The 20840-nt window shown below is 48.1% G+C and carries 24 protein-coding genes; 8 read left to right on the top strand and 16 right to left on the bottom strand.

The genetic code is table 11. The features are described 5' to 3' along the window. Positions 1–107 precede the first annotated feature (107 nt). Positions 108–923, top strand: coding sequence for an SDR family NAD(P)-dependent oxidoreductase (locus tag ASF99_RS02455; RefSeq protein ID WP_023467637.1), 816 nt, complete (start codon positions 108–110; stop codon positions 921–923). Positions 924–966: 43 nt separating this feature from the next. Here ASF99_RS02455 and ASF99_RS02460 read toward each other — a convergent pair whose 3' ends face one another. The 7 genes from ASF99_RS02460 to rnz are packed head-to-tail and all read right to left on the bottom strand — an operon-like array spanning position 967 to position 5718. Continuing rightward, positions 967–1338 carry a hypothetical protein gene (locus ASF99_RS02460; RefSeq protein WP_023467636.1) on the bottom strand — a complete coding sequence of 124 codons (372 nt, stop codon included), beginning with the start codon at positions 1336–1338 and terminating at the stop codon, positions 967–969. A gap of 27 nt (positions 1339–1365) precedes the next feature. Then, a complete protein-coding gene (locus tag ASF99_RS02465; protein WP_035398239.1) occupies positions 1366–1929 on the bottom strand; it encodes a hypothetical protein in 564 nt (187 codons plus the stop codon). After that, positions 1926–2879 carry an ATP-binding cassette domain-containing protein gene (locus ASF99_RS02470; RefSeq protein ID WP_235515860.1) on the bottom strand — a complete coding sequence of 318 codons (954 nt, stop codon included), beginning with the start codon at positions 2877–2879 and terminating at the stop codon, positions 1926–1928. Before ASF99_RS02470 ends, ASF99_RS02465 begins: the two co-directional genes overlap by 4 nt. Then, positions 2815–3534, bottom strand: coding sequence for a hypothetical protein (locus ASF99_RS02475; protein ID WP_023467633.1), 720 nt, complete (start codon positions 3532–3534; stop codon positions 2815–2817). Before ASF99_RS02475 ends, ASF99_RS02470 begins: the two co-directional genes overlap by 65 nt. After that, entirely contained in the window at positions 3512–3916 is a 405-nt protein-coding gene (locus tag ASF99_RS02480) for a DUF4430 domain-containing protein (RefSeq protein ID WP_055966801.1), read from the bottom strand. Before ASF99_RS02480 ends, ASF99_RS02475 begins: the two co-directional genes overlap by 23 nt. Then, positions 3913–4809, bottom strand: coding sequence for a hypothetical protein (locus ASF99_RS02485; protein WP_055966805.1), 897 nt, complete (start codon positions 4807–4809; stop codon positions 3913–3915). The genes ASF99_RS02480 and ASF99_RS02485 overlap by 4 nt, the downstream gene beginning before the upstream one ends. Before the next feature lie 3 nt (positions 4810–4812). After that, entirely contained in the window at positions 4813–5718 is a 906-nt protein-coding gene (rnz, locus tag ASF99_RS02490) for a ribonuclease Z (protein WP_055966808.1), read from the bottom strand. Positions 5719–5826: 108 nt separating this feature from the next. Here rnz and ASF99_RS02495 point away from each other — a divergent pair, with 108 nt between their 5' ends. After that, positions 5827–6006 (top strand): hypothetical protein, encoded by a 180-nt coding sequence (locus ASF99_RS02495; RefSeq protein ID WP_023467629.1) that lies wholly within the window; start codon positions 5827–5829, stop codon positions 6004–6006. Positions 6007–6068: 62 nt separating this feature from the next. On the opposite strand, the gene ASF99_RS02500 is transcribed toward ASF99_RS02495, so the two are convergent. After that, on the bottom strand, positions 6069–7193 hold the full coding sequence (locus ASF99_RS02500; RefSeq protein WP_023467628.1) for a M20/M25/M40 family metallo-hydrolase: 1125 nt from the start codon (positions 7191–7193) through the stop codon (positions 6069–6071). Between the two features lie 229 nt (positions 7194–7422). Further along, complete coding sequence (locus ASF99_RS02505; RefSeq protein WP_023467626.1) at positions 7423–8376, bottom strand: aromatic acid exporter family protein; 954 nt, start codon at positions 8374–8376, stop codon at positions 7423–7425. Positions 8377–8461: 85 nt separating this feature from the next. Here ASF99_RS02505 and ASF99_RS02510 point away from each other — a divergent pair, with 85 nt between their 5' ends. The 4 genes from ASF99_RS02510 to ASF99_RS02525 all read left to right on the top strand — a co-directional run bounded on the left by ASF99_RS02510 (position 8462) and on the right by ASF99_RS02525 (position 12385). Next, positions 8462–9538, top strand: coding sequence for an N-acetylglucosaminidase (locus ASF99_RS02510; RefSeq protein WP_023467625.1), 1077 nt, complete (start codon positions 8462–8464; stop codon positions 9536–9538). A 57-nt stretch (positions 9539–9595) separates the two neighbouring features. Next, entirely contained in the window at positions 9596–10531 is a 936-nt protein-coding gene (locus ASF99_RS02515; RefSeq protein ID WP_055966811.1) for a manganese-dependent inorganic pyrophosphatase, read from the top strand. Positions 10532–10616: 85 nt separating this feature from the next. Then, a complete protein-coding gene (gene fadH, locus ASF99_RS02520) occupies positions 10617–11381 on the top strand; it encodes a 2,4-dienoyl-CoA reductase (RefSeq protein ID WP_035398246.1) in 765 nt (254 codons plus the stop codon). 290 nt (positions 11382–11671) lie between these two features. Beyond that, the gene (locus tag ASF99_RS02525) at positions 11672–12385 is read left to right on the top strand and encodes a ZIP family metal transporter (protein ID WP_047390876.1); all 714 of its coding nucleotides are present in this window, start codon (positions 11672–11674) and stop codon (positions 12383–12385) included. Positions 12386–12450: 65 nt separating this feature from the next. On the opposite strand, the gene ASF99_RS02530 is transcribed toward ASF99_RS02525, so the two are convergent. From ASF99_RS02530 to ASF99_RS02560, 7 genes are all read right to left on the bottom strand, one after another. After that, entirely contained in the window at positions 12451–13089 is a 639-nt protein-coding gene (locus ASF99_RS02530) for an HD domain-containing protein (protein ID WP_055966814.1), read from the bottom strand. Next, entirely contained in the window at positions 13071–13607 is a 537-nt protein-coding gene (locus ASF99_RS02535; RefSeq protein WP_055966817.1) for a GNAT family N-acetyltransferase, read from the bottom strand. Before ASF99_RS02535 ends, ASF99_RS02530 begins: the two co-directional genes overlap by 19 nt. A 64-nt stretch (positions 13608–13671) precedes the next feature. Continuing rightward, positions 13672–14394 carry an amino acid ABC transporter ATP-binding protein gene (locus tag ASF99_RS02540; RefSeq protein ID WP_041255311.1) on the bottom strand — a complete coding sequence of 241 codons (723 nt, stop codon included), beginning with the start codon at positions 14392–14394 and terminating at the stop codon, positions 13672–13674. A gap of 13 nt (positions 14395–14407) precedes the next feature. Further along, the gene (locus tag ASF99_RS02545; RefSeq protein ID WP_035398698.1) at positions 14408–15067 is read right to left on the bottom strand and encodes an amino acid ABC transporter permease; all 660 of its coding nucleotides are present in this window, start codon (positions 15065–15067) and stop codon (positions 14408–14410) included. Between the two features lie 57 nt (positions 15068–15124). Further along, positions 15125–15898: a transporter substrate-binding domain-containing protein gene (locus tag ASF99_RS02550; protein ID WP_029341130.1), complete on the bottom strand. Its 774-nt coding sequence runs from the start codon at positions 15896–15898 to the stop codon at positions 15125–15127. A 287-nt stretch (positions 15899–16185) separates the two neighbouring features. Next, positions 16186–16611 (bottom strand): BrxA/BrxB family bacilliredoxin, encoded by a 426-nt coding sequence (locus ASF99_RS02555; RefSeq protein ID WP_023467616.1) that lies wholly within the window; start codon positions 16609–16611, stop codon positions 16186–16188. 30 nt (positions 16612–16641) lie between these two features. After that, positions 16642–17826 carry a class I SAM-dependent methyltransferase gene (locus ASF99_RS02560; RefSeq protein ID WP_055966820.1) on the bottom strand — a complete coding sequence of 395 codons (1185 nt, stop codon included), beginning with the start codon at positions 17824–17826 and terminating at the stop codon, positions 16642–16644. Between the two features lie 110 nt (positions 17827–17936). Between ASF99_RS02560 and ASF99_RS02565 the strand changes: the two genes are divergently transcribed. Then, positions 17937–18710: a sporulation protein gene (locus ASF99_RS02565; protein WP_023467614.1), complete on the top strand. Its 774-nt coding sequence runs from the start codon at positions 17937–17939 to the stop codon at positions 18708–18710. A 208-nt stretch (positions 18711–18918) separates the two neighbouring features. Further along, positions 18919–20835, top strand: coding sequence for a glycoside hydrolase family 3 protein (locus ASF99_RS02570; protein ID WP_055966821.1), 1917 nt, complete (start codon positions 18919–18921; stop codon positions 20833–20835). Positions 20836–20840 lie beyond the last annotated feature (5 nt).

Genomic DNA, 20840 nt, shown 5'->3' on the forward strand with positions numbered 1-20840 from the left:
GGACCAGTGATAAGAAAAGTAAATGCTTACGAAACAGGATTCGCGGGAACGGTATGGAATGGTATACACTAGACTCAGATTCACGATTTCGAATGGAGGAATGTCCTATGTTACGAAAAACGGCACTGATTACCGGTGCATCGGGTGGAATCGGACTGGATCTCGCTGTCCTCGCGGCGCGAGATGGCTTCGATTGTGTACTCGTTGCCCGCAATGAGAAGAAATTGAAGGAGCTTCAACAGGTCCTTGAAAAACGCTATCAGATCAAAGTCTATGTATTCGCTGCTGATTTATCACTAAGCGACAGCGTTGATCGTCTCGTGCAATACTTAGAGGAACAAGAATTGACAGTCGATCTATTGTTCAATAACGCCGGCTTCGCCACGTCAGGACGCTTTGCGGAAATCGATCCAACAGAAGACATTAACTCGATCCAGGTCAACGTCGTCGCCTTGACGGATTTGACGAAACGTCTCTTACCAGGAATGGTTGAACGTGGCTTCGGACGCATCCTGAATGTCGCGTCGGTCGCTGCCTTCATGCCAGGACCTTACATGAGTGTCTACTACGCAACGAAAGCCTATGTCCTGTCGTTCTCGGAAGCACTTGCGACAGAAGTCGACGGCTCGGGTGTCAGTGTGACTTGTCTCTGCCCGGGACCGACCGATACGAACTTCTTCGACCGGGCGAACATCACGCTACCATTCAAGAGTATGCCGTCACACCTCGTTGCCTTCGCCGGGTACCGTGGCATGCTCAAAGGACGCCGCGTCGTCGTTCCAGGTGCAAGCAACCGCGCCATGGTTTCCTTGTCTCGTCTCTTGCCACGCCGTCTCCTGACAGAAGTGACAGGTCGAATTCAAGATCCTGCTCGCCAACAAGAATCCTCGACAGAAGAAGAACTCCTGTACGCGAATTCATGAAAAAAACGGAAGGACCAGATAGCTGGTTCTTCCGTTTTTGTATTTATGCCTCATGATGACGAAAACGCCGCGTCGCATAACGTTTGACGCGATCAAAGGTCGTCGTATAGCGATACAGATAACGAATGACGAGCGCACCCGTGATCGAGACGATGTAGCCCGTCGATAAGACGAGTAACCAGGAGACAATCGCGAGGAACCATGAACTCTCGAATCGTAAATGTTGCCAAAGTAATCCTTCTGATGAGGTAATGAGCATGGCGCTTGGGAAGATGGCGGCAGCAAGTAAGTAACAAGCAGCGTAACGTCCTCTAATCGTACCTTTCATCAACAGAATACTGCCAAACACTAAGCCGACACTTGAGACGATGAGCAACATGACGACATAAGCAAGCGAAATCGACGATCCCAGCATATGCCTTCCCTCCTGTTCGGTATGTTACTATTCTGTACCCCTCTTTTCATCGAATGAATGCATAATTCGTAAAAAAATCGGAAACAATATCCAAATGAATATCGCGTTACTAAATCCGTGAAGCATATCAAACGTTCCCCCGGCTACAAGCAGTGTCAAAAAAGCTTGCCACGAGAATCCGGTCAATACCAAGAACCCGAGATTGCTCACCCATCCATATAAGAAACCAGCGAGAAATCCATACCCAGTCAATACGATCCGGTAACGAAGAAACGGAACGAATCCTAGACTGGCAATTGTTGCATACGCCAGCGCCTGAAAGAGGACGAACGGACCGCTTCCGAGAAACAAACTCGTTAACACGACGACAAGCATCCCAGAAATGGCTCCGACGATCGGATGGATGAAGACGGATACTAACAAGACAAGTGCCGTTGCCGGCTGGACATTCGGCAAACTGGAGAACAACAATCGTCCGACGATTGCCGCTGCCGTGATGATGGCGATGAACCGTAATCGTTGATCCGTCATCTGGAGTCTCTCGAACATGATCAAGAACAAACAAATGATCAGAACCGTTGCGACGATCATACGAACAACCGACTTTCTTGTAAAAAGTTCTTCGTCGGTCCATCGAAAGCAACTTCTCCGTGTACGAGATAAATGATCCGCTGTGCTGCCCGAATGAGAACTGGATCATGTGTCGCCATGACGATCAGATTCGCCGGATTCTTCTTCCACGATGTGACGAAAGCCATTCGTTCACTGTCATCAAGTCCAGCCGTCGGTTCATCAAAGTAATAGCTGTCTTTACTCCAATCGATACCGTCCAAGAGACGTTTTTTTTGCGTCGTAAAACTACCGCTTCGATCGTCTAATGGCGCAAGCATCGGATGCGCTGGTATATAATGCGTCTCCCCCGACCGCCGAACTTTTCCGTATAGCGGTCGCTCGACACCGAGCGCGAGTCGTAGTAACGTCGATTTCCCACTACCATTCGCACCGATGATCGCAATGCGTTCACCTTGATGAAACGACAATTTTGCTGTCACGAGTGCATAGCGTGTCTGTAACGGATAACGGTGTTGGACGTTTTCGATCTGATTCAGGACACGACCTGTCAGTTCAGTAGCGCGACTCGTAATCGCCAAGTCGGATTGTATGGTCATCGAGCAATGGATCTGACAACCAAACCGTCGTTCGATTTCTTCAAGCAATCCCATCAATCGCTTTCTCCTGACTTGATCAAGAAAGAGAAACGGTTCCGACAAGAACAAGCTCTTTGGTGACGAAGACAACGCATGACCGAGACCGACGAGCTGTTGTTCTCCAGATGAGAGTTCACTCGATTCCGCTTCAAAAAAAGCTTCTAGCCCAAGCAAGGTCGCGAGTTCTCCTGCCCGAAACAAGGAATCCGTCGCCAGAAGATCTCGGACACGTCCATGAAGCAACCGCTCCGGTGTCAATACCGGTTGTTCATGTTCGCTCGCCTGTTGACGTAGTCGCTCTTCGCGATCGGTGTCGGTATACATGATAGGCATCCCGGATTCCTCCTTTTGTAAATAATAGCGCTATAGGCAAAATCATCGCCGGAACGATTGTCCATGGTGTCAGACAAAGAGCCAGTCCTGTCGCAAGCAATAAGCCTGTCTGAACATCACGTCGTGTGATCGGTCTTAAGCGAGACGGCACCGCTTCGATCGGTACGATATGATAGGCGGCCATCCGCTCCAGTCGAACAGCAAGCGACGTATCCGGATGACTCATCTTGACTTCGGGCCAAGTGCGTAAGAAAGACGGAATCAGCGCCAGCACCATCCCCGTCAATCGTGTCAATCGAGGTAAGAAACGAAACAACGGTCCCATCTGATCGAGTCGAACCAACGTAAAAATCCATTGACTCGACGTGATGAATAGCGTCACTTGGACCGTCGTTTCATAAATCGCTACTGTGTCAATGCTTGCACCATAAAGAAGCGGGACACACATCATGACCGCATAAAGAGCCGGGAGGACTAAATAGCGAAACACAGTCCGTTCTTGAACGAATAAAAACAAGAGCAGATGATAGACGACGATCACTGATTGATCATGTGTGAGGACGAACGGAATCGTAATCATCCCGATGAAAAAGAGAGCGACGTTCACTGGGTGAAGTCGCTCCCGTTCTGGCTTACTCAAAATAAGCCATTGCATCTTTTTCAAATCGCCATTCGAGACGATCTCCTTTTTTCAGTTCATAACTTCCAGCACCGACTTCGCCCGGTTTGCCGTTGACTCCGAAGACCCAGCCACTACCTGTTCCAGCTGATTTCTCTCGAATCCCATCGACTGCCGTGACATATGCCATCTCACCTTTGCCTGTTTTGACGACATCGAGCGTCGTATCTTCAAGTGCATCAAGTGCCGTATCTTTTTCGTTCAAGCATACGTCTTTATTAAATAACGTCTTATCCTTGACGTGATCCACGACCGATACCTTGACTTCCGCCTCACAAGACGCTGTTTGTTGTTCCTCTTTTGCTTCCGCGCAACCGGCAAGTAACACGATACTTGCAGCAAATAGCCATTTTTTCATCGTACGACTCCTTTTCGCCTTGATGTCTCAAAGCTGTAATTGTATAACAGAATGGTTTTATTTCGTAAGGATTGACCGTCAGAACGGTAATACGTCAGACGGACCGCATTCGCTAAGACATCGTCCCCTGTATTGACGTACGGAATCAATTTCCCTTCGTCATCAATCAAGAAGACCGTTGCATCCTGCAGACTAAACGTTTCGTAGAGCCCATCGAGATCCATCTCGACATAAGGGGTTTTGGAATCATGTAAGATTTCATGAATCGAAAGCTTTCGCAACGTCTCAAACGATTGATTCGCATCAATCAGTTTCTGGTAATATGATGTCAACGATTTTGTCGCCAACTCTTCACGTGGTCGATAGGAAATCGTTCCTGTCAGCTCCTGGTAACTGACATCGTAACGAATGAAGCGTTTCGGTGTTTCGACGAGCATCTCAAACGAGGCGTTCCGGAGATTCCCGCCCCGATCGAACATCAACCGACTTTGTTCCATCCGCAGTCCCTCTTCACCGACACGCCGTTCGATTTGAGAAAGGAAATTGTCGAATGAGTCATCCGTGATCGTCACGCGACCAATCTGTTGTGTTTCTTCCCGCAACACTCCCGCATCAAACGGACCGAGAAAGAGTTGCAACAGGAAGAATAAGAACCCAAAGAGTGCCATGTATCTTTTATAACGCGAGTTCTTTTTCGGGTGCAGGACGATCAGGAAAATGATGATGCCGAGCGGTAACTGAATATCATAGACTGGAAACGACACGGCCCCGAGACACGCATAAAAAATGAACTTCATGTACAAGTATTTTTCTTTTTCCGTCCGACGTTCGAGTAAAAAACCTAATCCGCTAGCAGCCAGTAAAAAGAGTGCCCATAAAATGAGAAAGTCCATCGTCTATCCTTTGACCGGGACGATCCGGTGATCAAACATGAGATGACTGTTCGTGAATACTTCTCGTGCCTCTTGTTCCAGTACTTCCTCTTGATCGACATAACGAGCGGAAACGTGCGTCAATAGAAGCTTTTTCGCTCGTGCCGTTTCTGCAATGACAGCTGCCTGTCGAGCGGTCGAGTGACCGAAGCGTCCCGCATGTTCGACTTCTCGATCGGCAAACGTTGCTTCATGGACTAATACATCAACGTCTCGCGCCAGTTCGACCGAGGCTGCGCACGGCATCGTGTCGCCAAGAACGGCTAGCTTAACACCTGGTTTTGGTGATTCTAAAAAGTCGGACGATGGATAGACCGTTCCTTCGAATTCGAAGGTTTCTTCCAGTGTGATTCGGCGATAGATCGGACCGGATGGCACGCCTAGTGCCTTCAGTGCATCCACACGCAAAGCACCCCGCTCTTCTGGCCCTTCTAGTCGGTACCCGAACGCCGGGAAGCGATGTTCAAGCGACCGCGCCGTCACGCGGAATCCATCCTGGTCATAGGTTTGACCGTCTTCGACTTCAACAATCCGGAGTGGATAGCGTAGATATGTTCCTGTGATGCGTAATGTCGCGTCCATCCATTCTTTGATCCCGGTCGGTCCATAGATCGTTAGCGGTGTCGTGCCTTCCAGCGCTGCTCTTGTACTAATGAATCCTGGTAACCCAAAGATATGATCCCCGTGTAAATGGGTGATGAAGATCGCGTTGACTTTCCGTGGTTTGATCGGACTGTGTAAGATTTGATGTTGCGTCGCCTCTCCACAATCGAACAACCAGGTCATTTTGGGGTGTAACAAGGCAATCGATGTGACGTTTCGTTGTTTCGACGGCATACCGGCTCCTGTCCCTAAAAAATAAAATTCCATCTTTTTCCCCTTTTCGTAAAATTAGCATTTTTTATACACAAAATACACCTTTCTTCTGTTGAAGCATGGTAAACTGTACCTATTCAGATTTGGAAGGTGGTTTTTTCCATGACTAAGATTGAACGGACCTATGCCCGCATCGTCCGGGAAGCCCGCAAACTGAACGAGAGTTATCGGCAAAAATACGGAAAGTCGATTCAAATCGATGAAATCGCTTCGACCTTATTATGTACAGAAGAACTCGTTCTAGAGTCTATGGAATATGTTGATCGTCCTCAAGTAGTTTAATCGTACAATGATAAAGAGTGTACCGCAATGTTGCGGTACACTCTTTTTTGTGTTTCATCAGCTTATTTGTTCGTGATGTAATCAACTAGCGTCACGCAAAGTTCCGCTGTTTTGACGAGTTCTTCGATTGGCATCTTCTCATTCGTCGTGTGGATATCTTCATATCCGACAGCCAAGTTGACCGTTGGGATACCAAAACCAGCAATGACGTTGGCATCTGATCCGCCACCAGAATGTAAGAGGCGTGGCGTGCGTCCGAGTTGTGTGATCGCTGCTTTCGCGACTTCGACGACTTGATCTCCATCCTCGAACTTGAAGCCCGGGTACATGACTTTGACTTCGACTTCAGCACGACCACCAAGCTCTGCTGCTGCTTCTTCGAACGCCGCTTTCATCTTCTCTGTCTGTGCCTCCATCTTCGGAGCGACGAGTGACCGTGCTTCCGCGAAGATTTCTACATAATCACAAACGATGTTCGTTGATGGACCACCACCGCTGAACCGTCCGATGTTCGCTGTCGTCTCTTCATCAATCCGACCGAGCGGCATTTTCGCGATCGCTTTCGAAGCAATCGTAATCGCCGAGACACCTTTTTCCGGTGCTACACCAGCGTGAGCTGTTTTCCCGAAAATCTTCGCATTGACTTTTGCTTGTGTTGGAGCAGCCGTGATGATGTCTCCGACTTTTCCATCTGAATCAAGGGCAAAACCATAATCGGCATCGATTTTTGATGGGTCAAGCACCATCGCACCGACGAGCCCAGATTCTTCACCGACTGTGATGACGAACTGAATTTTTCCGTGCGGTTGTTTCGTTTCATTCAATACATGCACGAGTTCGATCAGAGATGCGAGACCTGTTTTATCATCTGCCCCAAGAATCGTTGTGCCGTCCGTCTTGACGTAACCGTCCTCGATGATTGGTTTAATGCCTTGCCCCGGGAATACCGTATCCATATGGGAAGTGAAATAAATTTTATCGACGCCTTCTTTTGTTGCCGGAAGCGTGACGATTAAATTGTTTCCTTTATGTTCCGTCTTGGACGAAGCGTCATCCTCGAACACCTCACATCCGAGATCCTCGAACGTTTTTTTCAAGTGAGCACAAATGCGTGCCTCCTCTTTTGATTCCGAATCGATCTGGACAAGTTCTAAAAACGTATCTAATACACGTTGTTCATTGACCATGACAAAACCCTCCTCTTAATATGTTTCAATCCATTAGCGCTTTTTTAGTATACCATCCCCATCGTCATTTGCACTTCTGAAAGGTTGTTTGTACAATGGCATTAATCAGTTGATGTAAGAGAGGAGTAGTGGATATGGCAAAACCATCGAAACAACAACGCATCATCAAATGGACGACGATCGGGATTTTAGCAATCTTCCTGATCGGTACGTTCGCTTCGACGATGTTTTATTTCTTTTGATTGACGTAACGTTGTTTTAAACGTAAATACTGCTCCGCTTCTTGTAACATATGCAGTAAGGCAGAGCGGACCTCGAACTCTTCCCGCGTGACGGGTAAGGCAGAGGCACGAAAACGTGTCAATAATGCCTCTAGTTCTGAAATGTACACCATTGCGTCGGCTTCAGGTCGGACATTGTCACCAATCGTCCGAAAGAAGTCGGCGACTTTTTTTCCTTCTTCGACGACGAGGACCAGTTCCTCGGCATGATGGACGATACCGCGCAGTAACTCGAATTGTTGTTCGCGCATCCGGAAGTAGGCATAATCTTCGTCATCGTTCCGACGACCGATCGCGTTTCCCATCCGTTTTAAGGCGGCATCTTTCCCTTCACGTAACAGACGTTCTGTCTCGTCAAGCGTCAACGCATGATGATTGACCCGCCCTGTCTCGATCGCAGCCGCGACTTCAAAAAATAAGGCGGCGATCCGTTGATCAATCTTTTCTCGGCGGTCGTCAATCAACAAATCGAGACTTGGCATGTACATGTTGACAAGTAATCCGACACCAACACCAATGCCAAGCAATAAGGATTCGTTCAATAAGATGTGCGCGTTGAGCTGACGTTCCGTATACAAATGTGTCAGAATGACGACACTCGTGATGAAACCGTCCTGAAGTCGGAGGCGTTGAACGGATGGAAGGAATAAAATGAAATAGATCAATAACGTCACCGGACGATAGCCGATGACCTCGAATAGAATGAATCCAAGCACGATGGCAAGTAATGATGCCATGATGCGTTCGTAAGAAGACCGGAACGTCTTCTTTCGTGTCGACTGGATGCTCAAGATGGCGATGATGGCAGCGAAGACGTAATAGTCGAGCTTGAGTTGTTCTGCGATCCACATCGCGAGCGCAGCAGCGACCGCTGTCTTCAGCGTGCGATAACCAATTTGCAACAGGTTCACCCCCTTTTGTTTTTCTTTGTTAGACTACCTACGTTGGACAGGAATGTCCATTGCTTTTTAAAGGACGTGATTTACTTTGACGACACGCACTATCCGCCCCGGTCGCCCCGTGCGCCGGACCGGTTCGATAAAAGGATTACTTTTTTTCTTCCTCATCGGAGTTCTCTTGTTCTTTTGGCTCCGCGAGGAACCGAAGACCGTCTTAACCCCACCTGCGCCTTATTCGGCTGAGCGCTATGAGAAAGGTAAAATCAACGAGCAAGACTTCCAGACGTTCGCCGAGGCGAAGGAATATGCGGGTCAGCGTGGTGCGGTGAAACGTTCATCGGACGACCGCTATGTCTACCTCGGTGGACCAGGTACTGGGATCGTCGACGATCGTGGTATCCTTTCAATTCATCGTGACCCTGATTTAAAGAAACGGCTCACGTACGTCGCTTCCGGCTCACGTGTCCAGTTGCTTGAATTCGGGGAACAGACAAGTCGTGTCAGCATCGCCGGCGTGACGGGTCATGTCCCAACGGACCGCTTACGCCCATTCCCCGCAGAACGTGTCTCGAATGCATCGTATTACCAGACGAAAGGTGATCGTCTCCTTCACTACATCGTCGCGGACAGCGGACTTGGTGGACTGATCGTTGCCGGCGAAGCAACGAAAACGACGCCTCGGACGAGCAAATATGTTGAATCGAAGACATTAACACGTGATTTGACGAAACCGACGCGTCTCAGTGCCAAACAACTCGATGCGTTCATCAAGGAGCAAGCTCCGGACAGCCCCTTGATCGGTAAAGGAAAAGTCTTTAAGTCCGTTGAAAAGAAATACCGTGTCAACGCGGCTTATCTGCTTGCACATGCGATTCACGAATCCGATTATGGACGGTCTGAGATTGCCCGCGAGAAAAATAACTTGTTCGGCGTCAATGCGACCGATTCCGCACCGGGAGAAGATGCGACCGTCTATAAATCCTTGACGGACTCGATCGAGCAGACCGGTCGATTCATCGCAAAGGATTATCTCGATCGGGATGGACGTTATTTCCGTGGGGCGTACCTTGGGAACAAACAAAAAGGCATGAACGTCTTTTACGCGTCAGACCCCTTCTGGAGTGAAAAAATCGCTGGTATCATGGTGAAAATGAACGCTTTCTAAATCGGAGATATGATACACTATAGGGCGAGACAACAATCATTGAGGAGTGAACACGTCATGGAAAAAGTTTTAGTATTTGGTCACAAAAATCCTGATACCGATACAATCACATCGGCAATCGCTTATGCAGAATTAAAGAAAGCACTCGGTGTCAATGCCGAAGCCATCCGCCTCGGTGAAATGAATGATGAAACGTTATTCGCACTCGATACGTTCAAAGTTTCAGCACCACGTCTCGTGACAGAAGTCGCGACGGAAGCATCACACGTCATTTTAGTCGACCACAACGAACGTCAACAAAGTGCGAACGATATCGATGCGGTTACGGTAACAGAAGTCATCGACCATCATCGGATCGCAAACTTCGAGACATCAGACCCTGTTTACTACCGGGCAGAACCAGTCGGCTGTACAGCAACGATCCTGAACAAACTCTACAAAGAGCATGGTGTTGCCATCAAACCAGAAATCGCTGGGTTGATGTTATCAGCGATCATTTCTGACTCGCTCCTATTCAAATCGCCGACTTGCACGGAGCAAGATATCATCGCAGCATGTGAACTCGCAGAAATCGCTGGTGTCGATGCGAACGTCTACGGTCTTGAGATGCTCAAAGCTGGAGCTGATCTCTCGAAAAAATCCGTTCCTGAATTGATCTCACTTGATGCAAAAGAATTCACGATGGGAACACTCAAAGTCGAAATCGCTCAAGTCAACACGGTCGATACAGCAGAAGTCTTGCTTCGCCAAGAAGAACTCGAAACAGCGATCAACGAAGTCATCCTTGCAAAAGGTCTTGATCTGTTCGTCTTCATCGTCACGGATATCTTGACGAACAACTCTGTTGGACTCGTCCTCGGGAAAGAAGCGAATCTCGTCGAACGTGCTTACGGTCTTGAAGCGACGAACAACCTTGTTTACCTCGAAGGTGTCGTTTCACGTAAGAAACAAGTCGTTCCTGTCTTAACAGATACAGCTCTTGCAACACAATAAGTCAGAAAAAGAAGGAGTTCGCTCCTTCTTTTTTGAATAAAGAATATGAATGGCTGTTCATTCATTACATAAAGGAGGAAGCAATATGACACAAACGATCATGGTGACGGGTGGAACGAACGGAATGGGGAAAGCGATGGCGCTCGCCTTAAAGGAAGCCGGCTGGAACGTCGTTGTTACAGGACGCGACGCGGAACGCTTGCGACTCATGGATGAAGCATTGGGTCAGATTCAAGGCGAACATCTGACGATTCAGATGGATGTCCGTGATGCTGACGCTTGTCTGGCTGCTGTCAATCAAGCACGCGAACGGTTTGGTCGTCTCGAAGCATTGATCAACAATGCTGCCGGGAACTTCATCTGTCCGACCGACGAGTTATCACCAAATGGATGGAAGACGGTCATCGATATCGTCCTCAACGGGACATTCAACTGCTGTCACGCTCTGGTCAAAGGATGGCAGGAAGATCAAGTCGTTGGCGGACAAATCGTCAACATCGTTGCGTCTTATGCGTGGCAGGCCGGCGCTGGTGTCGCTCCGAGTGCTGCTGCGAAAGCCGGTGTCCTGAACTTGACGCGAACGCTTGCCGTCGAATGGGGCTATAAATATCAAGCCCGTGTCAACGCGATCAGTCCAGGTCCGATCGAACGGACAGGTGGTGCTGACAAACTCGCTTTATCACCGGAACACGCGGAACGAATTCGTCGCAACGTCCCGCTCGGTCGATTCGGGACACCGGAAGAGATCGCAACGCTTGCAGCGTGGATGGTGTCAGATCAAGCCCGCTACTTGAACGGAGAATGTATCGCTCTTGACGGTGGTCATTGGTTAAATAAACAACCATTCTAATGATTGAGATTTAATGACTTAAGAAGTCGGTCTCCACAAAGATAAGAATGACGCACTTCACGCAACTCCTACAGGAAAAAGCGCATCTTTGCGCTGTCAGAGACGAACAAGACCCGCTTTCCTGCTTGAAAGAAGCAGGAAAACTGGCCTGTGTCTCGTCCGAGGAAAAGGCGTGCGTCATTCTTTTTTTGAGTCAGCCCCTTGCATGCGTCGCGAACTATTTTTCTTCCTTTTCGCTATGTTTATGAATTATCTAGAACAGGTAGAAAGGACAAGAAGGAGGCGATCGTATGTGGGAAGCGTTCGGTTGGGGAGCGCTAGCAGGTGGGGCCGTTGTCATCGGTGCCCTATTCGGGCTGTACTTACCCTTAAAGCAACGTCTGATCGGTTATATCATGTCGTTTGGGACCGGCATCTTGATTGGAGCAGCGACGTTCGAGTTACTCGATGAAGCACTAAAGAAGTCAACAACACTCGTCGTCGCGATCTCTTTCATCGTCGGTGCTCTCGTCTTTACGGGCTTCGACCTATTCGTTTCGTCACGCGGCGCGAGTAAACGGAAACGTTCGTCTGGTGGGAACGAAGGCACGGGAACAGCGATTTTCTTCGGGACGATTCTTGATGCGATCCCGGAATCAATCATGATCGGTGCCAGTCTGTTATCCGGAAATGTCAGCGCGGCACTCGTCGCGGCGATTTTCGTCAGCAACATCCCGGAAGGTTTATCGAGTACGACCGGTTTGCGAAAAGATGGATTCTCGAAGAACAAAGTATTGCTGATGTGGGGAGTCGTCTGGTTGATCTCCGCCCTCGCCTCACTCGCCGGCTACACGATTCTCGCAGAACTACCGGACATGCAATTCGCCATGATCGGTGGCTTCGCAAGCGGTGGGATCATCGCGATGCTCGCTTCGACGATGATGCCGGAAGCTCATGAGGAAGGTGGTGCGATCGTTGGTCTGTTCGCAGCACTTGGGTTAATTACTGCCATCATCCTTAGTTAAATACAACATAAGGCGCGTTGTCTGGAAAATGAACCGGACAACGCGCCTTATGTGTTTAAATTGATTTACATATCACCTACTTCTCCCGTAGCGCCCTCCCATTCCTGCTTAAAACGATTAAAGAACTCTTCCATGTAGCGATGTCGCTCTTCTGCTAAATGAAGTGCTGTTTTCGTATTCATTAAATCTTTTAGTCGGAATAACTTTTCTTCGAAATGATTCAGGGCACTTGTCTCTCCCTTTCGGTCACCCGGTTTTCGTGGTGCTAGTCCAGGTACATGCATCGGCTCCCCGAACCGGCCAGCGAACTGAAATGTGCGCGCAATCCCGATTGCACCGATGGCATCGAGTCGATCAGCATCTTGAACGACTTGCCCTTCGATCGTTTGCATCGGTGGGCGTGTACCGTCTTTATAGGACAGGCTCGTGATGATGTCTAGAATTTGTTCCTGTTCTTCTTCTGTCACTTTTCCTTGTAAAAAGGTTGCGACCGTTTCTGCCGTTCCCCCGAGTTTACTATCTGCTACGTCATGAAGTAAGGCCGCCAGTTCGATGATTTTGACGTTCCCGCCTTCCTGTTTAGCAATATGTAAGGCTAAGCGGCGAACCCGTTCGATATGGGCATAATCATGACCTGAAAAGTCCGTCGCGTGAAACGACCGGACGAACGCTTCCGTTTCTTGAATCATTGTCGTTCCCTCCATTCCGGTTCGAGTAATCCGTACAGTAACATATCATGTCGCTCCCCGTCTCGTCGTAAAAAGGCTCGGTATCTTCCTTCCTGAACGAACCCGAGTCGTTCGTACAGTTGAACCGCACGTGTATTATACTCAAAGACCGTCAATTGAATCCGGTACAGATTCAGTTCGAAGAAGGCGTATTCGAGGATTGTCTGTAGCGCATCCGTTGCATACCCTTGCCCTTCACAATCCGGATCGATGCCAATCATCAGCCATGCCGTTCCATGTGTCGGTAAAATATCTTCTAATGCGACCACCCCAATCATCCGTTCATCTTCGAAGTTACGAATCGCAAACCGAAACGTCTCCGGAGCATCCGTCGCCATCATCTGTTCAATCTTTTCCTTCGATAAGTGACGATATGGCGTCGCACTGAAATGACGAGCAAACGTTGCATCGTCAAGCAGACGTTGCATCACTTCGGTATCTTCCGACTGAAAACGCGTCAGACGAGTATGATGACCTTCAAGCAATTTTTTCATTCTTATCCCCCTCTCTACTAAAAACCGAAAAACGCTAACCCTCTTCAGAGTTAGCGTGCCGTGCTCATAAAACTTTTTCGAGGAATTTTTTCGCCCGGTCCGTCTTCGGATTGTCGAAGAGTTCGACCGGCGAACCTTCTTCCATCAGAATCCCCTCATCGAGGAACAAGACGCGATCCGCGACTTCTTTGGCGAAGCCCATCTCGTGAGTGACGATGACCATCGTCATTCCGCTTTCCGCCAATTGTTTCATGACGTCCAGTACTTCGTTGACCATCTCTGGGTCAAGCGCTGACGTCGGTTCATCAAACAACATGACGTTCGGTTCCATCGCAAGAGCGCGTGCGATTGCGACCCGTTGTTTTTGTCCACCTGACAACTGGTTCGGGTAATTATCGCGTTTTTCAGCTAGACCGACACGTTCAAGCAATGTCTCTGCCCGCTTGACTGCCTCGTCTTTTGAGATACCAAGGACGTTGATCGGTGCGTACGTCAAGTTATCAAGAACAGACTTATGTGGGAACAAGTTAAATTGTTGGAACACCATTCCGATGTTCTGACGTGCTTTCGAGATGTTCGCTTTTGGTTTCGTCAGTTCAAAACCATCGACGATAATCGTTCCACTCGTTGGTTGTTCAAGTAAGTTGATACAACGTAGAAATGTTGATTTACCGGATCCCGACGGTCCAATGACAGCGACGACTTCACCGCGTGTAACTGTCGTCGAGATACCTTTTAATACTTCTAATTTTCCGAATTGCTTATGCAAATCGGTGACTTGGATCATAGGTTCCATCTGATTACCCACTCTTTCTCATAGCTTTTTCGACTTGTTGGCCTATCAAGCTCAATCCCATGACGAGAACAAAATATACGAATCCGGCAAACAACAACGGTTCGAAATAAATCGCCTTTTCTCCTCCAACAATTTGTGCACGACGCATGACATCGAGAACACCGACCGTCGAGACGAGTGCCGATTCCTTCGTCAACGTGATCAATTCGTTCATGATCGCTGGAAGGATATTTTTAAAGGCTTGCGGCAAAATGATCGAACGGAGTTGTTTGAAATACGAAATACCAAGCGCATCTGCAGCTTCCCACTGCCCACGATCAACGGCTTGAATCCCGGCCCGAATGATTTCCGAGATGTACGCTCCGGAGTTCAAGGAGAAGGCGATGATTGCCGATTGGTATCCTGTCGTGACATACCCTGTCAACTGTGGTAATCCGAAGTGGACGATCGCCAGTTGCAAGATCAATGGGGTTCCCCGGAAAATCGCCGTATACGTATGACCAATGAAACGGATGAAACGGCTCTTCGTGATTTTCAGTGCCGCGACGACGATTCCGATCAGCATCCCGGCAATGGCCGCCACGATGACGACTTGGAACAGGACCGGAATCCCCTCAAGAATATATGGAATTGAATCTTGAATCTTTGTAAAGTCTATCATAATCAATCTCCTAACGTCGCACAAAAGGGATGAGGTTACCCCCACCCCCATGCACTTGACTTATTTTGCTTCTTTTTGGAACCATTCTTCAGCCAATTTATCGATTTCACCACTGTCAATCATCTTCTTCAACTCTTTGTTGAAATCGTCACGCATCTTGTCACCTTTTTTGAAGGCGATCGCTGATCCAGCTGGACCATCTTCTTCAATCTGGTACGTTTTCAGGGATGCATCTTGATCCATGTATTTGACGGCAACTGCGTCCTCAATGATGAGGGCATCAATCCGACCTGTATTCAATTCTTGAATGATTTCTGGGATTTTGTTCAAAGGAACCGCTTCGCTATCTTTGAAGCGATCTTTTGCGAGTCCCTCTTGGATTGATCCAAGCTGGACACCGATTTTTTTGCCTTTGAGTTCGTCTTCCGAACTGATCGCTTTATCCTTCGTCATGACCAAGTTTTTCGATTCGAAGTAAATGTCTGTGAAGTCAGCATTTTTCTTCCGTTCTTCTGTCGGTGTCATACCCGCCATGACGAAATCGACACGACCTGAGCTGAGGGCACCAAGTAGGCTACCGAATTCCATGTCTTCGATTTTTAAGTCATACCCGAGATTTTTCGTGACTTCTTTGGCGATCGCAACGTCGAACCCAACGATGTCCTCTCCTTTTTTCGTATCGATGTATTCAAATGGGAAGTAATCCGCTGACGTTCCCATCGTCAATACTTTATCGCTTTTGCTTGATCCACCTGTTGATTCTTCCGACGCGCCACATGCTGCCATCGTGACTGCCAGAATGCCTGCCATTGCCGTTGCTAATAATTTTTTCATTCGAGTTTTCCCCTTCCAACGCTCAATTGTCAGAACTTTAACAATAGTATGACTTATGTGTATGTCCAATTCAATACCGAAAAGCCTGACCTGTTCTATTGCTTTTAGGATATACGAATATTTATTCACTGTAAAGCATAAATATATAAATTTTTTTGAGTTTCTATTCATAAATCATGCATAAATGACTTTTTATACAATTTTGCAAACGCTTTCAATTTTAAAATTTATTATTTTAATCTCATGAATACGCAAAAAAAGACTCCTTTATCAGGAGCCTTCTTTGCTTATGCGTAGATTTCAATCAATGATTCAAGTTTCTCGACGACCTCTTCCGCCGTGAACGATTCGATGTCGAAGCGCTCGACCATCGAGAGGATGTTTCCATCTTGCATTAATGCAAATGATGGAGATGAAGGTGGGTAACCTTCGAAGTATTCACGCGCACGGTCTGTCGCTTCGCGATCTTGTCCAGCGAATACCGTGACGAAATGATCGGGCTTGATACCCTCTTTCCGATTAACGTACGCTGCAGCAGGACGGGCGATCCCGCCAGCACATCCACACACCGAATTGACAAGGACAAGTGTTAGCCCTTCGCGTTTCATTGCTTCATCCACGCTCTCTGGCGTCGTTAATTCTTCAAATCCAGCAGCTTGCGCTTCTTTGCGGGCTGTTTGGACGACATCTTCAAAATACATTTGGAAATCCATCGTATTGCCTCCTTTGATTCGTTCTCCTTCTTATTGTACGAGTTTCGGTGAAATCTGTCCAAGTCTGCCGCTTAATTCAGTTTCTAAAAATGGTCGGGCATGCAACAAATCACAGAACGCGATGTAACGATCGATTTTCTCTTCCGTTGGTCGCTTGTTTTGTTTGTATGCTCGAATCAAGATGTTCTTCGGTGTGTGCTCGAGATCAATGAATTCGAGAAGTTGCGCTTCATATCCGACCAGTGTTAGCAACTCAGCACGAATCGAATCTGTCGCCAGTGATGCGAATTTTTCTTTGATCAGTCCGTGCTGGAGCATGACATCGAGTGGCGAACAGTCCAGTTGACGGTTCAATTCCTTTTGACAGCACGGTACGCTCAGGATGACTGATGCATTCCAGTCGACAGCTCGTGCGAGTGCGACGTCCGTCGCGACATCACAAGCGTGAAGTGTCACCATCAGGTCGACTTCCGTCTCCCCTGTGTAATCATGAACGTCCCCGACGCGGAATGTCAGATCGGTATAATCCAGATCACGCGCAATTTGCGTACATTCTTCGATGACTTCTTTCTTTAAATCAAGACCTGTCACTTCGAGGTCGAATCCTTTGACGACTTTTAGATAATGATAGAGAGCGAACGTCAAATACGACTTCCCGCATCCGAAGTCCAAGATCCGGAGTTTTTTTCCTTTTGGCAAGGCAGCAATGCTATCCTCAACGAATTCAAGAAAGCGATTGATTTGTTTAAACTTATCATACTTCTGTTTTTTGACTTGACCCGCTTCCGTCATGACGCCTAAGCGAATCAGAAACGGAACCGGCACACCGTCTTCTAATAGATAGGTTTTTTTTCGGTCATGCGACAAGAGAGCTTTCATCGGCTCCTTTTTGGATGTCTTGATCGCGACTTTCATCTTTTTCGAGAGCTGGAATTGCCATTCTTCTTCTTCAAAACGGAATAAGAATTGACGGAATTCCGTGAACCAGTCATCGAGTCGTCCGACGAAATCGTCAATTAAAATATTTTCATGCTTCATAACGCGTTCAAATTGAAACTCTACCTGCATCATCACCGTATCTCTTAATAGAATCGGTTTTACCTTGATTCGTCGGAGATCATTTGATTTTTGACGCGGATTACTTATCGTTGCATGGATCAGTGTTCCTTGCGTGATTTGCGAGGCAAGACTCGCTTTTAATTCATGTAGTTCCACTAGTCGTCCCGTCCTTTTCTGATGTTCTTTCGAAACTGTAGCAAATTCGTACCTGTTCGACAAGTTTACACGCTTTATCATTCGTACGTAATCAAAAGGAGGAATTCATCTTGTTCAAAAAAATTCTCTCACAAATCGGAATCGGTGCCGCAACGGTCGATACACGCTTGACGGATGACCGCTGTGAACCAGGCGGTCAAATTCACGGTGTCGTCCATATCAAGGGTGGAAACGTCGATCAAGAAATTGATCGAATTTATCTTGAATTCAACACGCAGTACAAACAAGAAGTCAATGATAGCACGACGTTTACGACCTTCACGCTCGACCGATTTGCCTTAAATGAAGCGAAGTTCACGATTGAAGCGGGTGTCGAGCGGGAAATTCCCTTTACATTACGCGTACCGCTGAATACACCACTCTCCGTCAGTCAATCGAAATCGTGGATCGAGACGGGACTCGACATCGCTCAAGCCGTCGATCCATCGGACCGTGACGCCGTCATCGTCGAAGCAAACCGCTACCAAGCGACAGTCTTAGACGCGATGGAGTCACTTGGCTTCCGATTGAAAAAAGCCGATACGGAAAAATTACCTGGACGATTCCGGAAAGATTTACCGATTGCTCAGGAGCTTGAGTATTCAGCTCGCAATACACACTACGCCCATAAACTGGATGAGATCGAAATCATCATGCTTCAAGACAGCTCAGGGATTGATTTAATCGTCCAAGTCGACCGTCGTGCGCACAGTCTTGGTTCATTATTCAGTGAAATGGCTGGTGCGGATGAGTCGATGATCAAACTGCGTCTGTCCAATAGTGAACTGCAGGATCAATCGTTCGTCGAACGTCAGCTGACAAGCATCGTGGAACGCTATAGCTGATCAATCGATCGACTTTACTTGAAAGTGATTCCTCTTCAGGGGGAGTCACTTTTTTTCATTCAAGTCAGTTTGTCTAAAAACATCTTTGAAATTTATTTCAATTTGAAATCGTTTACAAATAAAATATTGTTTTAAAACAAACACCTTGCTATACTGTCCGTATTGAAAAGAATTCCAGTCACGGTTTGACTAAAGGAGGACGTACATCATGAAAAAAATCGGACAGTTCACGTTAACAGCCGGACTCGCAGCAGTACTCGTCTCAAGTAGTTTACCTGTCATGGCAGAGGCAGGATCTTCAGCCGATCGGATCAGTCACAAAATCGACACGATGACACTCGAACAAAAAATCGGGCAAATGATCATGCCGGACTTCCGGCAGTGGAATGGCAGCAATCATACGTCGCTTGCCCCAGAAGTCGCGAATATCATCGATCGCTATGATTTAGGCGGCGTCATCTTGTTTGCTGAGAACGTCAGCGAAACCGAACAGACGACGAAACTCGTTCATGATCTGCAAGAAGTCGTCAAACAAGATGCTAGCAACGATATTCCGCTCTTCGTCACGATCGACCAAGAAGGTGGAATCGTTACTCGGCTCGGAACAGGGACGAACTTACCTGGCAATATGGCGTTAGGTGCGACCCGCAGTAGCACATATGCCAATGATGCCGGTCATATCATCGGTTCGGAACTGCGTGCGCTCGGCATCAATGTCAACTTTGGTCCGGTTCTCGACGTCAACAGCAATCCTGGAAATCCTGTCATTGGTGTCCGCTCGTTCTCGAGTGATCCGGAGCTCGTCGGCACACTCGGTTCCGCTCTAATGAAGGGAATTCAGTCTGAAGGTGTCGCAGCGACCGCCAAACACTTCCCGGGTCACGGCGATACGGCGACCGATTCCCACTATGGATTACCGGTCGTTGACCGGTCCCTGCAGGAGCTAGAACAAGTCGAGCTCGTACCGTTCAAGCGAGCTATTGCTGAAGACATCGATATGATCATGACAGGACACATCGGGATGCCGCAAATCGAACCTGAAGTCGTCACGTCGACAAATGGTACCTTCCCTTTACCTGCGACGTTATCGGATGATGTCATCACGGGCGTACTGCGCGAAAAACTTGGCTACGATGGCATCGTCATCACAGACGCGTTGAACATGCAGGCGATCGCCGACAACTTCACGGAATCAGAAGCCGTCTTAAAGACGTTTGACGCCGGTGTCGATATCGCGCTCATGCCGACGATCCTTCGTTCCGAGCAGGATGTCACAAAACTCGACCGGATTTTCAAGGATGTGATCGCAGCAGTCAAAGATGGTCGCCTCTCAGAGGAACGGATCGATCAATCGGTTGAGCGGATTCTGACACTGAAAGCAGAACGCGGAATTTGGAACGGTACGACTGATTCGACATCCCTAGCTGAAAAAATCGCGCAATCGAACCAAATCGTCGGTAGTCCCGAGCATAAAGCAAAAGAACGTGCGATGACGGAAGCCGCGGTCACACTCGTGAAAAATGATCAGCGGACCTTACCATTCAAACCGAAAAAGAATGCCAACGTTCTTGTGATCGCTCCTGCGGCGGATCAAACGGACAGCATGAAAAAAACGATCGCTTCCCTACCGAAGAATCGGAACTGGCACGTGACGACAGCGAATTACTCGGCTACTACGCTACCGCTCGACCAAAACCCGACATTACGGGCGCAACTCGATGCAGCAGATTACATCATCGTCGGTTCCAACGTCAACACGAGTGCTAAACTACTACCTACTGCACCAGAACAAGCGATTCCGGCTTCGATCTTCCGCTATGCGAAACAAACGGATACACCATCCGTCCTGCTCAGTCTCCGTAACCCATACGATGTCGCCGTTCAACCGGACGCACCGGCACACGTCCTCGTCTATGGCTTCAAAGGTGATCCAAACGGTCCAGACTCCGAAGCAGGCAATCTAAAATCAGCGGGACCGAACCTGCCTGCAGGTATCCGAGCAATCTTCGGAACGTTCAAACCGCAAGGCACTTTACCGGTTGATGTGCCGGTCTTTAAGAACGGTGTCTTTACCGATCAACTGCATCTCGAATTCGGTGACGGCTTTAAAAACTGGAAAAAATGATGACG

The sequence above is a fragment of the Exiguobacterium sp. Leaf187 genome (genome assembly GCF_001423925.1).
GTDB lineage: Bacteria > Bacillota > Bacilli > Exiguobacteriales > Exiguobacteriaceae > Exiguobacterium_A > Exiguobacterium_A indicum.

Excerpts from the sequence above, each read along its gene's own strand:
- ASF99_RS02515 (WP_055966811.1), top strand. The coding sequence starts at position 9,596 with ATGGAAAAAGTTTTAGTATTTGGTCACAAAAATCCTGATACCGATACA.
- ASF99_RS02470 (WP_235515860.1), bottom strand. The coding sequence starts at position 2,879 with ATGCCTATCATGTATACCGACACCGATCGCGAAGAGCGACTACGTCAA.
- ASF99_RS02460 (WP_023467636.1), bottom strand. The coding sequence starts at position 1,338 with ATGCTGGGATCGTCGATTTCGCTTGCTTATGTCGTCATGTTGCTCATC.
- ASF99_RS02480 (WP_055966801.1), bottom strand. The coding sequence starts at position 3,916 with ATGAAAAAATGGCTATTTGCTGCAAGTATCGTGTTACTTGCCGGTTGC.
- ASF99_RS02555 (WP_023467616.1), bottom strand. The coding sequence starts at position 16,611 with ATGGATTTCCAAATGTATTTTGAAGATGTCGTCCAAACAGCCCGCAAA.
- ASF99_RS02540 (WP_041255311.1), bottom strand. The coding sequence starts at position 14,394 with ATGATCCAAGTCACCGATTTGCATAAGCAATTCGGAAAATTAGAAGTA.
- ASF99_RS02455 (WP_023467637.1), top strand. The coding sequence starts at position 108 with ATGTTACGAAAAACGGCACTGATTACCGGTGCATCGGGTGGAATCGGA.
- ASF99_RS02475 (WP_023467633.1), bottom strand. The coding sequence starts at position 3,534 with ATGCAATGGCTTATTTTGAGTAAGCCAGAACGGGAGCGACTTCACCCA.
- ASF99_RS02500 (WP_023467628.1), bottom strand. The coding sequence starts at position 7,193 with ATGGTCAATGAACAACGTGTATTAGATACGTTTTTAGAACTTGTCCAG.
- ASF99_RS02525 (WP_047390876.1), top strand. The coding sequence starts at position 11,672 with ATGTGGGAAGCGTTCGGTTGGGGAGCGCTAGCAGGTGGGGCCGTTGTC.
- ASF99_RS02465 (WP_035398239.1), bottom strand. The coding sequence starts at position 1,929 with ATGATCGTCGCAACGGTTCTGATCATTTGTTTGTTCTTGATCATGTTC.
- ASF99_RS02570 (WP_055966821.1), top strand. The coding sequence starts at position 18,919 with ATGAAAAAAATCGGACAGTTCACGTTAACAGCCGGACTCGCAGCAGTA.
- ASF99_RS02495 (WP_023467629.1), top strand. The coding sequence starts at position 5,827 with ATGACTAAGATTGAACGGACCTATGCCCGCATCGTCCGGGAAGCCCGC.
- rnz (WP_055966808.1), bottom strand. The coding sequence starts at position 5,718 with ATGGAATTTTATTTTTTAGGGACAGGAGCCGGTATGCCGTCGAAACAA.
- fadH (WP_035398246.1), top strand. The coding sequence starts at position 10,617 with ATGACACAAACGATCATGGTGACGGGTGGAACGAACGGAATGGGGAAA.
- ASF99_RS02535 (WP_055966817.1), bottom strand. The coding sequence starts at position 13,607 with ATGAAAAAATTGCTTGAAGGTCATCATACTCGTCTGACGCGTTTTCAG.
- ASF99_RS02485 (WP_055966805.1), bottom strand. The coding sequence starts at position 4,809 with ATGGACTTTCTCATTTTATGGGCACTCTTTTTACTGGCTGCTAGCGGA.
- ASF99_RS02530 (WP_055966814.1), bottom strand. The coding sequence starts at position 13,089 with ATGGAGGGAACGACAATGATTCAAGAAACGGAAGCGTTCGTCCGGTCG.
- ASF99_RS02550 (WP_029341130.1), bottom strand. The coding sequence starts at position 15,898 with ATGAAAAAATTATTAGCAACGGCAATGGCAGGCATTCTGGCAGTCACG.